The 13,223-nt window shown below is 67.8% G+C and carries 13 protein-coding genes and 4 tRNA genes; 12 read left to right on the forward strand and 5 right to left on the reverse strand.

The window, feature by feature from the left end; all coding sequences use genetic code 11:
- The first annotated feature begins 45 nt into the window (after positions 1-45).
- From EBN03_RS30595 to EBN03_RS30610, 4 genes are all read left to right on the forward strand, one after another.
- Entirely contained in the window at positions 46-522 is a 477-nt protein-coding gene (locus EBN03_RS30595; protein WP_199743037.1) for a cation:proton antiporter regulatory subunit, read from the forward strand.
- A 72-nt stretch (positions 523-594) separates the two neighbouring features.
- Entirely contained in the window at positions 595-1,077 is a 483-nt protein-coding gene (locus EBN03_RS30600) for a cation:proton antiporter regulatory subunit (RefSeq protein WP_122191648.1), read from the forward strand.
- Between the two features lie 22 nt (positions 1,078-1,099).
- The gene (locus EBN03_RS30605) at positions 1,100-2,365 is read left to right on the forward strand and encodes a cation:proton antiporter (RefSeq protein ID WP_199743039.1); all 1,266 of its coding nucleotides are present in this window, start codon (positions 1,100-1,102) and stop codon (positions 2,363-2,365) included.
- A gap of 85 nt (positions 2,366-2,450) precedes the next feature.
- Entirely contained in the window at positions 2,451-3,344 is an 894-nt protein-coding gene (locus EBN03_RS30610) for an alpha/beta fold hydrolase (protein ID WP_122191649.1), read from the forward strand.
- Positions 3,345-3,371: 27 nt separating this feature from the next.
- On the opposite strand, the gene EBN03_RS30615 is transcribed toward EBN03_RS30610, so the two are convergent.
- On the reverse strand, positions 3,372-3,689 hold the full coding sequence (locus tag EBN03_RS30615; protein WP_233608751.1) for a DUF222 domain-containing protein: 318 nt from the start codon (positions 3,687-3,689) through the stop codon (positions 3,372-3,374).
- A 91-nt stretch (positions 3,690-3,780) separates the two neighbouring features.
- On the opposite strand from EBN03_RS30615, the gene EBN03_RS30620 reads away from it, so the two are divergent.
- Complete coding sequence (locus EBN03_RS30620; RefSeq protein WP_122191663.1) at positions 3,781-4,953, forward strand: damage-control phosphatase ARMT1 family protein; 1,173 nt, start codon at positions 3,781-3,783, stop codon at positions 4,951-4,953.
- Positions 4,954-5,125: 172 nt separating this feature from the next.
- Here the strand turns inward: EBN03_RS30620 and EBN03_RS30625 are convergent, their stop codons facing one another.
- Positions 5,126-5,521, reverse strand: a complete 396-nt coding sequence (locus EBN03_RS30625; RefSeq protein WP_122191651.1) for a DUF6223 family protein — start codon at positions 5,519-5,521, stop codon at positions 5,126-5,128.
- A gap of 276 nt (positions 5,522-5,797) precedes the next feature.
- Between EBN03_RS30625 and EBN03_RS30630 the strand changes: the two genes are divergently transcribed.
- From EBN03_RS30630 to EBN03_RS33885, 3 genes are all read left to right on the forward strand, one after another.
- On the forward strand, positions 5,798-6,904 hold the full coding sequence (locus EBN03_RS30630) for a sensor histidine kinase (protein WP_122191652.1): 1,107 nt from the start codon (positions 5,798-5,800) through the stop codon (positions 6,902-6,904).
- Positions 6,901-7,563, forward strand: coding sequence for a response regulator (locus EBN03_RS30635; RefSeq protein WP_122191653.1), 663 nt, complete (start codon positions 6,901-6,903; stop codon positions 7,561-7,563). Before EBN03_RS30630 ends, EBN03_RS30635 begins: the two co-directional genes overlap by 4 nt.
- A gap of 188 nt (positions 7,564-7,751) precedes the next feature.
- Positions 7,752-9,431, forward strand: a complete 1,680-nt coding sequence (locus EBN03_RS33885) for a hypothetical protein (RefSeq protein WP_147471766.1) — start codon at positions 7,752-7,754, stop codon at positions 9,429-9,431.
- A 126-nt stretch (positions 9,432-9,557) separates the two neighbouring features.
- Here the strand turns inward: EBN03_RS33885 and EBN03_RS30645 are convergent.
- Positions 9,558-9,629 (reverse strand) — tRNA-Val (locus EBN03_RS30645).
- Between the two features lie 444 nt (positions 9,630-10,073).
- Here EBN03_RS30645 and EBN03_RS30650 point away from each other — a divergent pair.
- From EBN03_RS30650 to EBN03_RS30660, 3 genes are all read left to right on the forward strand, one after another.
- Positions 10,074-10,146 (forward strand) — tRNA-Gly (locus EBN03_RS30650).
- Between the two features lie 22 nt (positions 10,147-10,168).
- Positions 10,169-10,239, forward strand: a tRNA-Cys gene (locus tag EBN03_RS30655).
- Between the two features lie 39 nt (positions 10,240-10,278).
- Positions 10,279-10,350, forward strand: a tRNA-Val gene (locus EBN03_RS30660).
- Between the two features lie 102 nt (positions 10,351-10,452).
- Here the strand turns inward: EBN03_RS30660 and EBN03_RS30665 are convergent.
- On the reverse strand, positions 10,453-11,859 hold the full coding sequence (locus tag EBN03_RS30665) for a site-specific integrase (RefSeq protein ID WP_122191655.1): 1,407 nt from the start codon (positions 11,857-11,859) through the stop codon (positions 10,453-10,455).
- A 327-nt stretch (positions 11,860-12,186) separates the two neighbouring features.
- Positions 12,187-12,444 (reverse strand): helix-turn-helix domain-containing protein, encoded by a 258-nt coding sequence (locus EBN03_RS35925; RefSeq protein WP_122191656.1) that lies wholly within the window; start codon positions 12,442-12,444, stop codon positions 12,187-12,189.
- Between the two features lie 280 nt (positions 12,445-12,724).
- Here EBN03_RS35925 and EBN03_RS30675 point away from each other — a divergent pair, with 280 nt between their 5' ends.
- Positions 12,725-13,060, forward strand: a complete 336-nt coding sequence (locus EBN03_RS30675) for a histone-like nucleoid-structuring protein Lsr2 (protein WP_122191664.1) — start codon at positions 12,725-12,727, stop codon at positions 13,058-13,060.
- Positions 13,061-13,223: the final 163 nt, after the last annotated feature.

Raw genomic sequence — 13,223 nt, forward strand, 5'->3', positions numbered from 1 at the left:
GCTCTCTACCTGCGGTGGGCCGGAAATCTCGGCTAGGGTGGCCGGGTGGAGATCGAGGTGACGCCGCTGCCGGGGATCGGTGTGTGCAAGGACTTCTCGTTGCGGCAGGCGCGGCGCCGGATCGGGGTGGTCGAGCGGCGCGACGGGTCGGTCGAACTGATCGTGTCCCGGGTCGACGATCCCGACACGACCGTGTCGATCCCGTTGTCGGACAGCGAGATCGACGTTCTGGCCGGGCTGTTGGGCGTACCGGCGGTGACGACGGCCGAGGATCGTTCGGGTGCGGGGGGTTTGACCACACGGCAGCTCGGGATCGACCGGGGCAGCCCGTTCGACGGACGCCCGCTCGCGGACACCGAGATGCGGACCCGGACCGGGGTGTCCATCGTGGCGGTGGTGCGTGCCGGTGTCGCGATCCCTTCGCCCGCTACGGATTTCGTGCTCGTCGCGGGGGATCGGGTGGTCACGGTCGGCACGGGTGCGGGGCTCGACGCGGCGGCCCGGCTGCTCACCCGGGGATAGCCGGATTCGGGCCGCTGCCACGCCGAAAGTAAAGAGAAGGTAATATGGTGGCGGACCGAGGTGGGTGAGCAAATGAATGTCGATGTCACTGCGTTACCGGGAGTCGGTGTCCGCAAAGACTTCTCGTTGTCGAAAGTAGATCGCCGGCTGGGGGTGATCGATCGGCGCGACGGTGGGACGGACCTGATCTTCACCGCGGTCGGCAACCCGGACACCTCCGAGCAAGTGCCGTTGTCGGACGCGGAGGCTCGTACCCTGGCCGGATTGCTCGGCGCACCGCAACTGGTGGCGAAACTGCGTGCCGAGCACCGCGAAATCGACGGTGTCAGTACCCGTTCGATCCTGATCGGCCACCGTTCACCCTTCGCCGGACGGCCGCTCGGCGACACCCGGCTGCGGACCCGGACCCGCGCCTCGATCGTGGCCGTGCTGCGCGACGGTGGCGTACTCCCTTCCCCCGGGCCGGAATTCGTGTTCGAGGCGATGGACACGGTGGTCGTCGTCGGTACGCTCGACGGCCTCGAGGTCGCGGCGACGATCCTCACCGACGGGTGACGCCGTGCATCCGACACCGACGATGCTGGCCATGATCCAGTTGGGCGCCGTGTTCTTCGGATTGGGGATCCTCGGGCGCATCGCGGCCCGCATCGGCCTGTCGCCGATCCCGCTCTATCTGCTGGGCGGACTGGTCTTCGGGACCGGGGGACTGGTCGAACTGCACGAGACCGACGAATTCATCCACCTCGCCAGCGAGATCGGGGTGGTGCTGCTTCTGCTGCTGCTCGGACTGGAATACACGGCGGGCGAACTGGTTTCGGGGATGCGCCGGTCGTGGACCGCCGGGGTGCTCGACATCGTGTTGAACGCGACCCCGGGTGTGGTGGCGGCGCTGCTGCTGGGCTTGGGCCCGACCGGGGCGATCGCGATGGCGGGCGTCACCTACATCTCGTCCTCCGGCATCGTCGCCAAGGTCCTCGACGACCTGGGCCGCCTCGGTAATCGCGAGACACCGGTGATCCTGTCGATCCTGGTGTTCGAGGACCTCACGATGGCGGTATACCTGCCCGTGCTGACCGCGGTCCTGGCCGGCGCCGGGCTGGCCGCCGGCCTGACCACCGTCGCCATCGCCCTGGTCGCGGTGACGATCGTGCTCGTCGTGGCGCTGCGCTACGGCCGGTACATCTCGGCGATCGTGTCCAGCGACGACCGGGAGGTCTTCCTGCTGACCGTGCTGGGCTCGGCACTGCTCGTCGCCGGAGTGGCTTCGGCGCTGCAGGTGTCGGCGGCGGTCGGGGCGTTCCTGCTCGGCATCGCCATCTCGGGGGCCACCGCGCACAACGCGACCAAACTGCTCGAACCGTTGCGTGACCTGTTCGCCGCGCTGTTCTTCGTCCTGTTCGGCCTCCGGACCGACCCCGGCAGTATCCCGCCGGTGCTGGGCATCGCCGTGCTGCTCGCGCTGATCACCACCGCGACCAAGATCGCGACCGGCTGGTGGGCCGCCCGCCGCGCCGGGGCCGCCCGCCTCGGCCGTGCCCGCGCCGGCGCGGCCCTGGTCGCCCGCGGCGAATTCTCCATCGTCATCGCCGGTCTCGCCGTCGCCGCCGGCGCGGTACCCTCCGGATTCGCCGCGCTGGCCACCACCTACGTGCTGCTCATGGCGATCCTCGGCCCGGTCGCCGCCCGGATCGTCGAACCGGTCGTGCGGGCGGTCGAGACAGTCACGGCCCGCCGGTCGGATCGGGACGCCGAGGACGGGTTGTCGTTGTGGGGGAACACTTTCCGGTGGGGAGCGGGCCGCACGGTGGCCGGGCGGGACGAGGGCCGAGGGGAATCGGCGTGACGGGGGACCAAGTATTCGGGTTCGAGGACACTCGTTGCCTCGCATCCGTTGTCGTACGAAGCGGTCGTTGGCAAGATGCCCGGGTATGACTGCCGAGCCGGAAGTATTGACCCTCGAGCTGCCGCACCTGACGGTCTCGGCGCTGGCGTGGGGACCGGTTGACGGCCGGCTCGCGCTGTGCCTGCACGGGTATCCGGACACCGCGTGGACGTGGCGGCATCTGGGGCCCGCGCTCGCCGCGGCGGGCTACCGGGTCGTCGCGCCGTTCAGCCGTGGCTACGCGCCGACCGCGATCCCCGCCGACGGCGACTACCACATCGGTGCCCTGATGTTCGATGCCGTTGCGCTGCACAGTCATCTCGGTGGGGATTCCGATGCGGTGCTGATCGGCCACGACTGGGGCGGATTCACCGCGCTCGGACTCGCGGCGCACCCGGACTCGCCGTTCGCGAAGGTGGCCGCGCTGGGAATCCCGGTGCTATCCGGCTTCCGGCGCCGCATGCCACTGCGCACGCTCCGGCGCTCGGCGGCCCAGACCCGGATGAGCTGGTATGTGCTCTACCAGCAACTCCCCGGTGTATCGGAACGCACGCTCGATCGCGTCGTCCCCACCCTGTGGCGCGACTGGACGCCGGCCTCCTACGACAGCACCGACGACCTCGCTCGCCTGTGGGCGGCCCTGCCCGATCGCGCGCATCGCACCGCGGCCCTGTCCTACTACCGCTTCCTCTTCCAGCCCCGCCGCCTCGCCGCGCCGTACCGCTCACTGCACGCCAGCCACGACAAACCACCCCGCATTCCGATTCTGTTGCTGCACGGCGAGGTCGACGGCGCGATCGATGTCGCTCTGGCCACCTTCAGCGCCGAACGCCTGCCCGCGGGAAGCCGCCACGAAATCATCAGCGCCGCCGGTCATTTCATGCATCTGGATCAGCCCGGCCGAGTCGATCGCCTGATCGTCGACTACCTGGCCGGGTGATCGGCCGGGGGCGCCTCAGGGACGGTCTCAGCTCGCCATCGTCATCGCCCGCCACGCCTTCCTGGAGCGCGAGCGGGCTTGTGGCGCAGCGTATTCGATGCGTCTACGCGCCTCGGAAGGGCTGATCCGCAGCAGATCACTCAACAGATCCGCGGTGTCGCGGTAGCCGGTGTCGGCGGCGAGGCCGCGGCGCTCGGCTTCGGCGACGGCCGCGACCATGGCCGCACCCAGTCGACGCCGGCGGCGTTCGGTTTCGACGAGGGTACGCAGCAAGTCGACATCGGGTAGTTCCGACCATCTCCACGTCGGAGCATCCGGTGCAAGTGCGGTCGAATGTGTGTTCACGTGAAGCAGGGTACCTCATCATCGAACACATGTTCGAGTAATGGTCGAGCCGGGGTGTGTCGCGTTCGCGCTTGCGGGCACAATCGGATCCATGGGTCAAGCGCCGCCGGTTGTCGCCGGAGCTCCGGGGTCGTTCGCGCGAAGCGTATTCACCGAACGCCACCCGAAGCTGATCGAGCAGGTCGCGGGTGCTCACCCGTACAGGCCGGGCGAGCGCGCGGCACTGCGACAACTGCTCGACGTCAGTCTGCACGGCGTCCTCGAACCGCTCCCCTCGGGGGCGGACGATGCCGATCGGTGGCGGTCCTGGGGCGCCGAGTGGTGGGGGCGTTCGTGGGGTGAGGCGCCGTTCTTGTTCGCCGAGAGCTATTTCTATCGCTTGCTTTTGGACGCGGTCGGCTACCTCCGGCCTGGCCCTTGGCACGGAGTCGATCCGTTCGGGCCCGCCAAGCGCGCCGAGCTGACCGGCCCAGCAGTGGCCGCGGAGTTGCGGGCGCTCGAGTCACTGGCGCACGCCGGTGGCTCAGATGTGCGTGAGGTGTTGCTGAAGTCGGCGCTGTGGGGCAACCAGGCGGACCTGGGATTCCAGTTGACCGCGTCCTCGACCCGTGAGTCAGGCTCGTTGCTGGTCGACGACAGCAGCCGGATGTGGCGGGTCCTGGAAGCGGCCGGCGATCCGGTCGTGCATCTGGTTGCCGACAATGCGGGTCGAGAACTGATCCCGGACCTTGTCCTGCTGGATCATCTGCTGACCGCGGGTCTGGCTCATCGGATGGTCGTCCATCTGAAGCCGCGTCCGTACTACGTGTCCGACGCCACCACGGGCGACCTGCTGGACTGCCTGTCCGTGCTGGAGAACAGCGCCGTCGCCGCGGCACGAGACATCGGCGGACGACTCAGCGCCGCCCTGCGCAGTGGAGGTGTGGGGATCGATGTCCACGAGTTCTTCTGCAGTCCATTGCCATTCGAGCAAATGCCGCGAGACCTCGCCGATCAGTTCGCTGCCGCCGACCTCGTGATCCTGAAGGGCGACCTGAACTATCGCCGCTTGGTGGGCGACCGGCATTGGGCGCCGACGACCTCGTTCGAGGACCTGGTGGCGTACTTTCCGGCACCAGTTGCGGCATTGCGCACACTGAAGTCCGAAGTCGCCGTCGGCATGTCCGGAAGCCAGGTCGATTCGCTCGACCGCTCCGATCCGAACTGGCGCACGAACGGGCAACACGCTGTGATCCAAATCCGCCCGAGGAGCGGAGGGAACTGATTTCGATTACGGATCCGTGGCCTGCTCGATCAGTAGCGGGACGGCGAATGTGCCGGGCGCCGGTCGCGCGTTCCGGGCGGGTCGCGGTGGCTTTCGTGGGAGATCCGCGCTGCCATCGGGAGTCGGGACCGCTCGCGGGTTTCCGGTGCGAGCGGATTGCGGCCAGGGCGGATCAGCTGGTGCGGCGGGCGGCGGCGTACCCGCCGAGCCCGGCGGCGAGCAATCCCGCCACGATGGCGAGGTAGCCGCCGACGACACCGTTTCCGGTACCGGGGCCGCCGGTGGCCGTCGCCAGGACCCAGACCCCGACCACCGTGCCGAGTACGCCCCCGACCACGGCCGCCACCGCCCAGGCGGGCCCGTTGGTGACACCGAAGCGGCTGTTCGGGCGGATCAGAGCGAGTACCCCGACGACGGCAGCGGCCACGCCGAGCAGGGCGGCGGAGGTCGCTACCAGGCGGCCCGAGGTCAGTTCGCCGGCACCGACCGCGAGCGAGCCGGCCGGCGTGGACAGTGCGGCGGCCATCCGGGCCGCGCCGTCGGCGACGAGCGAGTTGTGGACCGACATTGTTGTACTCCTTCGACTTTCGGCTGAACACCCGCCCCGGACACCGTCGCAACCGACATCGGATACCGCGAATTCGATTGCCGGACAGCGCCCGAATCGGATCTGCGGGCCGATACCAGCATGCGGGCCGAGCGCGGGGCCGATCATCGTGCAGGCGTGGACAGTTCCCGCTGCCGCGGTGGTGGTGGTATCGGCCGCACTACCACGGGCGCGGTAGTGCGGCCGATACCGCGCAAGCGGGATTACCGGACCGCCTCCGGTGGCTAGGGTGCTTCCATGGGCAGCGGACGGATCGGCGGTTACGCGATCGCCGCTGCGGTGGCCGTGACACTGCTGGCCGGCGCCTTCTCGCGGCACCACATCGACGCCACGCTGGCCCCGCTGGGATACGCCCTGCTGACGGTCAGCGGACTGACGCTGCTGGCCCGCAACCGCTGGCCGGTGCCGGTTCTCGTGGTGACAGGGCTGTGCGCACTCGGCTATCAGGCCGCGGGCTTCGACGTGCCGGCCGTGGCGTTCCTCTTCGCCGTCTACGCCGCGGTGCGGGCGGGGCACCGCTGGACAACGGTCGTGGCCTCCGTCGTGCTGGTCGCCGCGTTGCCGGTTGCGGTGCTGGCCTCCGGGCAGCCGGTGGGCGCCGCGTTCGCGCAGGCCCGCGGCGCACTCGAACTCGCGTGGCTGGTCGCGGCCGGCGCGGCCGGTGAGGCCCTGCGGCAGGCGGAACAGCGGGCCGGTGAGGCCGAACGCACCCGGGAGGAGACCGCCCGCCGCCGCGCCGACGAGGAGCGCCTGCATATCGCGCGCGAGTTGCACGATTCGCTGACCCACCAGATCTCGGTCATCAAGGTGCAATCGGAGGCTGCCGTGCACGTGGCCCGCAAGCGCGGTGAACCGGTATCCGAGGCGTTGCTCGCCATCCGGGAGGCAGGCCGGGAGGCGGCCCGGGAACTGCGCGCGACCCTAGAGGCGCTCCGTGACGACGCGGCCGCGGCGCGCCCCGGCATCGCCGACGTGCCGGACCTGCTGGAACGGCTGCGGGTCGGCGGCCTGCCCACGACGTTGGCGATCGACGGTGCGCCCGGCGAACTGTCGACGGCGGTGGACCGGACCGTGTACCGGATCGTGCAGGAGTCGCTGACCAACGTCATCCGGCACGCCGGGACCGCCGCGGCAACGGTCCGCATCGTCTACCAGCCCGGTGCCGTGGTCGTCCGGATCGAGGACAACGGCACGGCCACAACGGATTCCGTTCCCCCGCACGGCGTCGGCCTGCGGGGGATGCGTGAACGGGTCACGGCCCTCGGCGGCCGGCTGCACGCGGCGCCGCGGCCCGAAGGCGGGTTTCGGGTGCAGGCCGAACTGCCGGTGGAGCGGGCGTCGTGATCCGAGTGTTGCTCGTCGACGACCAACCGCTCATCCGCAGCGGATTCCGTGCGCTGCTCGACATCGAGGACGATATCGAGGTGGTCGCCGAAGCCGGGGACGGCGCGGCCGGCGTGGCAGCGGCCCGCGAACACCTGCCCGACGTGGCGCTGGTCGACATCCGGATGCCGGTACTCGACGGCATCGAGACGACCCGGCGGATCGCCGCCGATCCGGAGCTCTCCGGCGTACACGTAGTCGTCCTGACCAATTACGGCATGGACAAGTACGTCTACGACGCACTGCGCGTCGGCGCCGCCGGCTTCCTCGTCAAGGATGTCCACCCGGAGGACTTCCTGCACGCGGTCCGGGTCGCCGCCCGCGGCGACGCGTTGCTTGCGCCGTCGATCACGCGCCGGCTGATCGACCGGTACGTCACCGAACCATCCGACCCCGGCCCGGTCTCCGGCCTCGACGAACTGACCAATCGGGAACGCGAAGCCGTCGCCCTGGCGGCCCGCGGCCTGACCAACGACGAGATCGCCACCCGCATGGTCGTCAGCCCGTCGACCGCGAAAACCCATATCAATCGCGCGATGACCAAGCTCCACGCCCGCGATCGCGCCCAATTGGTCATCCGCGCTTACGAATCCGGACTAGTCACCCCACGCAACCGATGAACCGTGGGGCATTCGTGGCCGAAGGCAGGCAACTGCTCCGGCGACGGGGAGCTGATGCGGAATGGATCGATTCCTACAAGGCGTGCGGTCTGTTCGGTCGTCCAGGTTGCGGGTAGGGGACGAGGGCAACGGCTGTCACCTACGACCCGCGCTGTGCTAGCTTCCAGCCGAACGGGGGAGGGTAGTTCATGAATGTCGTTGGGCCCAGGGAAGATCGGGCGGCCGGGGTGTTGCTGTGGGCGGGAGGGATCGTTCGTACAGCTGCTGTCGTTGCGGTGCCACTCGCAATTCTGGCCGTGACGCTGTGGGTACTGCGAGTTCGCGGGTCGTTCGATCCCGGTTTGGTCGAGCGGGGATGGCGTTTGTCGGTGTCGACTGGGGCGTTCAACGCCGCGTTTCTCGTCGCGCTAGGGGCTGCGGCATCGACGCTCAGTGGGTCGGTGGCTCTTGTGCCGGCGGTGAATTCGGTACGTGTGTGGGGGAAGTGGATCCTCGGAGCGGTTACCGCGATGTTTGTGGTTGGTCCGGTCAGCGGTCTGTTGGTCGAGGCAATAGTCGACCACGAGCCGGCAACGTACGGCTCTGTAATGACGCTGATCCCATTGGTGTGGTTGTGGGCGGCGAGCCTGTGGAAGGGAATTCGATGGTCCCGAGTGGCGGCCGCCCTCAGCGGTCTGGTGGCGGCCGTCGTGGTCGTGGCGGTCGTGGTAGTCACGATTTCGTGGCTACCGGGCTGGTGGGGCGTGCTTGTCGCGATGGCGGGTCTGGTCCTGCTGGGCGTTCTCGCCCGAGCGATCGCCGGACCTGGCAGGTCCGCGGCGACGGGTGATGCGCCGGTCCGTGGAACGATTGCGTCCACACTTCTAGCAGCCGTAGTCGTCGTATCAGCGGCTGGTGCGGTGACGGGCTGGGCGCACGGCACAGTGGCTGTCACGTCCCAGTCGGTTCCGCGTGGTGTACTGCTGTCGTCCGTGCATCCCGGAGACTCGGCATCCGATTGGACCGATTTCGTGGGTGTCGGTCCGGCAGGTACCGGCATACGTGTCGAGGTGCCGCGCAATTCGGATGGGATGGCACAGCCGACAGCTGTGTTCTGCCGAAACTCCGATTGCGCCGATCTCGCCCTCGCCGCGGCGAGCGAGACGGACTATGCGGCAATCGGTGTGTCGCCGGAGGACGGCTTCGCGGTGGCGCTGGTCGACAGTTACGGCGGCGGGCCGCAGGTCATCGACACATCGGTATGTCGCGCGAGCGGATGCACTGCGACATCCCACGTCCCGGTCAGGTCCGTGGGGAGACTGGTACCGAGCATTGTCGGGCGCGGCGGGGACGGTCTTGTGGTTGCCTATGCCGACGCGCATCAGCTGCATGTGATCTCGGTCGACCATCAAGGCGCGGAACCCGTGACGACATCGACCGGCGACGTGCCGCAGTCCGACCCATCCGTCACCTCGATCGACGTGCTGCCCGACGGTCGACCGGTGCTGGCCGTCGTGGACGGCGACGATTACTCGACCTGGTTGGCGATCTGCCGGGACCCGCAGTGCCACAACGTCGACAATCGGAAGATCATGGACGGCAGGCGGCTGTTGGGCCCCGGTGCGGTGGTCATGGCCGGTTCCGATGGCCGGCCACTAGTTGCCGGGCTCGACCGGGACGGGAACGTCACCGTTTACTCGTGTGACGACACCGAGTGCGGCACGGTCACGCCCCGGATCATCGCCGGATACGACCCGACGGCCAGTTCACTGACTGGAACTCTGGACGCCGGCGGACGGCCGGTGATCTCCACGTGGACGCGCCACTATTCCGACAACCTGAGCCTCGTCGGATCGACGCGCTGTGACCGGCGACGATGTGGAGCTTGACGCCTGCTCTTCGTGAACGTTTACCGAATGGGTCTCGAACCATGGCGCTCAGACCGCACTCTGCTGCCTTCTCCACGTTCAGGATGGTGCGCCCGGCATCGAGGCCAAGGGTGAAAGGGGAATATGTGGTCCTAGCTGGGTTCGAACCAGCGACCCCTCGCGTGTGAGGCGAGTGCTCTCCCGCTGAGCTATAGGACCGGGAGTAGTTGTCCGGGGGAGTTGAGGTACTCGCTCCGAACGAGATGAAACATTAACACGAGGGGCTGGTGTGATACCAAATCGCCCCTCGGCCTGGGGGTTTACCGCGGGTGGGTGGTGAACGTGCGGACGGGGGATCGGTTGACGGTCAACGGATGTCGGTCGAGTGGTTGCGGGTGGGCGGCGTACGGGCGTTGTGTGAAGTGCAACACATCGGTCCGTGTGGCCCGAGTTACCTGTGGTGCGTTCGGGTTCGTCGGATGCATCCGCGCGGGTCCGGCGGAAGGCGGTTCGGAGCGGGGCGGAGGGCGTCGGCCGACGTCCGAATTACACGCTCGAGATTCGCATTCACCCCCTGTTACCAGGCGATTTGTGATCGTGACAGATCGTCGTCTAATGTTCTTCTCGTCGCCGAGACAGCCGCAAGGCCCCCGGGGACAGAATGCGGATGTAGCGCAGCTGGTAGCGCATCACCTTGCCAAGGTGAGGGTCGCGGGTTCGAATCCCGTCATCCGCTCGAAGGCCAACCCGGCCTGGTTGGCGGTGTGGCCGAGTGGTGAGGCAACGGCCTGCAAAGCCGTGCACACGGGTTCGATTCCCGTCGCCGCCTCGAAAGAGGCAACAAGCTTCGAAAGAGGCACATAGACCCGCGCGATTAGCTCAGCGGGAGAGCGCTTCCCTGACACGGAAGAGGTCACTGGTTCAATCCCAGTATCGCGCACCGAAGAGGAGCAGGTCAGAGCCGGTTTTATCCGGATGGCCTGCTTTTTCGTTTGTCCGGAAACCGCTTAATGGTCCACCAGTGGGTCAAGCGTATCTGCTATCAATCCTGAGAATGTGTGAACAGGGTCGCTCCGGCGGCTCTCAGCTCGTCGTTCTGGGTCTGGTTGTAGATCCGCAGCGACACGGCCGGATCGTGTCCGTGCCACGCGGCGACGGTGGTCGCCGGGATGCCGCGGGCGAGCATGGCCGACACCGAGGTATTGCGCAGCCCCTTCAACGGGATGCGGCGCAAGCCTGCATGCTCGCGTAGCCGCTGGAACTCGTCGCTGTACCAGGCCGGGCGCAGCGGTCTCCCGTCCTCGTGGACGGCGATCAGCCGGTCCTCCGACCAGGCGATGCCGAGCCGCGCGGCTTCGGCTTTCTGGCGCTCCTTCAACACCCGAAGCGCTTCAGCGACATCGTCGGGCAGTGGAAGATCGCGGCGGCTGCGCCGGGATTTCGGCAGGTTCTCCTCGACGATCTTCCCGATCGCTACCCGGCCGCGCCGGATGCGCAGGCGTGAACCGTTGAAGCGGGTCCAGCGCGCCGCGAGAACCTCGCTGCGCCGCATGCCGTAGCAGGACAGCAGCCAGCACGCGTACAGGCGGTGAGTACGTGCCTGCTCCCTGAATGCCGCAACCTCTTCTGCAGTCCAGGATTTCGAGCCTCCGGGCTCGTCGTCGTCCTCGTCCTCGTCGTCGTCGATCGGGTCCTGGGGCCTGTCCACCAGGTCGATCACGTTGCGCGGCAACATGCCCTGGTCGACATAGGACTGCACGACCATGCCGAACGTCGTCAAGGTCGTGCGGACCGTGACGGGCTTGACGCCCTCTGGTGCGCGGACTGCGGAGCGGTCGGTGGCTGGCGCGTAAATGCCCCGCTGCGGGCGGGCGATTCGGTCGGTCCGGACCAGCATCGACAGGCAGTTGTAGACGTCGTCGTCGGGGAATGCGGCTTTGACCTCGGCGACCGCGATGCCGGCCGCGGGTGATCGGTCGATGAACGCTGCCACCCGGGACAGCAGGCTGTCGGGTCGGTAGTGCCGGGGGTCGACTCGACCTTGCGTGAGCATCCAATCGACGAGGTCGTCGCCGTCGGCCTTGGTGACCTCGGTCAGCAATTTCCCTCCGAGGCGGCGGCGGACAGGCTTCAGGTTGTTGCGGTAGCCCTCGAGCTTGACCAGGCGGATCCCGCGCCGGCCCTTCAGCCATTCCTCGCAGGCGTCGTCAACAGTGGTATCCAGCACCGGTACGTAGCAGCCGTCGGCGACTTCCGTTGTGATCCGACGGAATTCGCGACGAGCCTCGGTCAGGGTGGAGTAGGTGAATCGTGGCCGGTCGCGGCGGCCGTCGGCGGTGGTGCCGACGTCGACGCGGAAGGTGTAGGTGACGGTGCCGTCCTTGGCGGTGCGTTTGTCGATCGGCTCGGTGCGGCGTTTGGATTTCGCAGCGGCGCGGCGGGCAGGCATGGCGGGGTGAACTCCTTAGGTGGGTAGCGATCCGCTGCAGCGGACTGAGGCTGGGGTCGATGAGTGGCTCGGGAGCAACTCGGCGAACTGGGTCCTCGTGGTGTGCCGGTCAGCGTGGGCTGCCGGGCAGGGAATGTGAATGGGCTTGCCATTGAGGCGAAGACGACCCAGCAGTCGGTCCTTGGCTGAAACGCACTCCGATCACGACCTGGGCGTCGGCGCACCGCACCCCATGGGGCGAGGCGTATCCACTGGCCGTGCGGATGCGGGTTCCGTGGCAGGAGCGACCAGGCCAACCTGGGGTCGCGGAGCGTATACGTGCCCGGGTTACTGGGCCTCGATGTCCGGGTCGGTCTCCACCTGCAGTATTCGGCGTATCGACTTGGAGGGGATTCGCACTCGGTTTCCGACTCGAATCGCCGGTAGCTCGCCGGATTTCACGGCGGCATACAGGGTGGATCGCCCGATCCCGAGGAGCCTGGCGGCGTCGGGGATCGAGATCGTCGGCTCGTTCAACAGCCGTCGCAACGCGTCAGCGACGTCGGAGTGAGTGCTGTCACGGTGGGGGCGAGGGTGTGCGGTCATGCACGCTCCTGACAGGTAGACAACCGGCCAGTCCCTCGCAACCGTCAGGATACTCCAATCTCAGGAGTGTGATCTTGCGCCCAGCGTCCTGAAGTGCGTGTGTGCCAACGGGTACCAGGGTCGGTCTCGGCATTGTGGGTCAGGGTGTGTTCGCATACCTGCTCACCGCCCGCGTGCTGGGCGCGCATTGCGTCCGCGCTGGCCCGCGGCCGGGGTGCGTTTTGGCGTGGATTACTGTGCTGGTCAATTCACTTCGGTAATCGATGAGATGGGGGATCCGATGGCGCGCAAGGTGACTGTCCAGATGATCGACGATTTCGACGGCGCGTCTGTTGCCGAGGAGACGGTGCGGTTCGGGCTGGACGGCGTGGACTACGAGATCGATCTGTCGGTCCTGAACGCCGGCAAACTGCGTGAAGTGTTCGAGCTGTGGACCGGGCACGGGCGTAAGACTTCTCGTGGCCTGAAGGCCAAGCGCTCCGGTGCCCGGCCGCTGGCGGACAGGGAGCAGACCGCGGCCATCCGGAGGTGGGCGCGGGCGAACGGCCACGACGTGTCGAGTCGTGGCCGGATTCACTCGGCGGTGGTCGAGGCGTACGAGAAGGCGACGGCGTAGGCAGTCGGCCTGATCGGGCGAGAAGTCGGCCCCAAGTGTGGGGGTCAGGGGTTCGAGTCCCCTTAGCTCCACCCATTGATGCAGGTCAGGCCCGGTATACTGCCGGGCCTGACCTGTTTTTATTCAGCCAACCCCGCGTTTACCCCACGGTTTGGATTCAATT

The sequence above is a fragment of the Nocardia stercoris genome (genome assembly GCF_003696265.1).
GTDB lineage: Bacteria > Actinomycetota > Actinomycetes > Mycobacteriales > Mycobacteriaceae > Nocardia > Nocardia stercoris.

Excerpts from the sequence above, each read along its gene's own strand:
- EBN03_RS30600 (WP_122191648.1), top strand. The coding sequence starts at position 595 with ATGAATGTCGATGTCACTGCGTTACCGGGAGTCGGTGTCCGCAAAGAC.
- EBN03_RS30605 (WP_199743039.1), top strand. The coding sequence starts at position 1,100 with ATGCTGGCCATGATCCAGTTGGGCGCCGTGTTCTTCGGATTGGGGATC.
- EBN03_RS30610 (WP_122191649.1), top strand. The coding sequence starts at position 2,451 with ATGACTGCCGAGCCGGAAGTATTGACCCTCGAGCTGCCGCACCTGACG.
- EBN03_RS30620 (WP_122191663.1), top strand. The coding sequence starts at position 3,781 with ATGGGTCAAGCGCCGCCGGTTGTCGCCGGAGCTCCGGGGTCGTTCGCG.
- EBN03_RS30625 (WP_122191651.1), bottom strand. The coding sequence starts at position 5,521 with ATGTCGGTCCACAACTCGCTCGTCGCCGACGGCGCGGCCCGGATGGCC.
- EBN03_RS30630 (WP_122191652.1), top strand. The coding sequence starts at position 5,798 with ATGGGCAGCGGACGGATCGGCGGTTACGCGATCGCCGCTGCGGTGGCC.
- EBN03_RS33885 (WP_147471766.1), top strand. The coding sequence starts at position 7,752 with ATGAATGTCGTTGGGCCCAGGGAAGATCGGGCGGCCGGGGTGTTGCTG.
- EBN03_RS30665 (WP_122191655.1), bottom strand. The coding sequence starts at position 11,859 with ATGCCTGCCCGCCGCGCCGCTGCGAAATCCAAACGCCGCACCGAGCCG.
- EBN03_RS35925 (WP_122191656.1), bottom strand. The coding sequence starts at position 12,444 with ATGACCGCACACCCTCGCCCCCACCGTGACAGCACTCACTCCGACGTC.
- EBN03_RS30675 (WP_122191664.1), top strand. The coding sequence starts at position 12,725 with ATGGCGCGCAAGGTGACTGTCCAGATGATCGACGATTTCGACGGCGCG.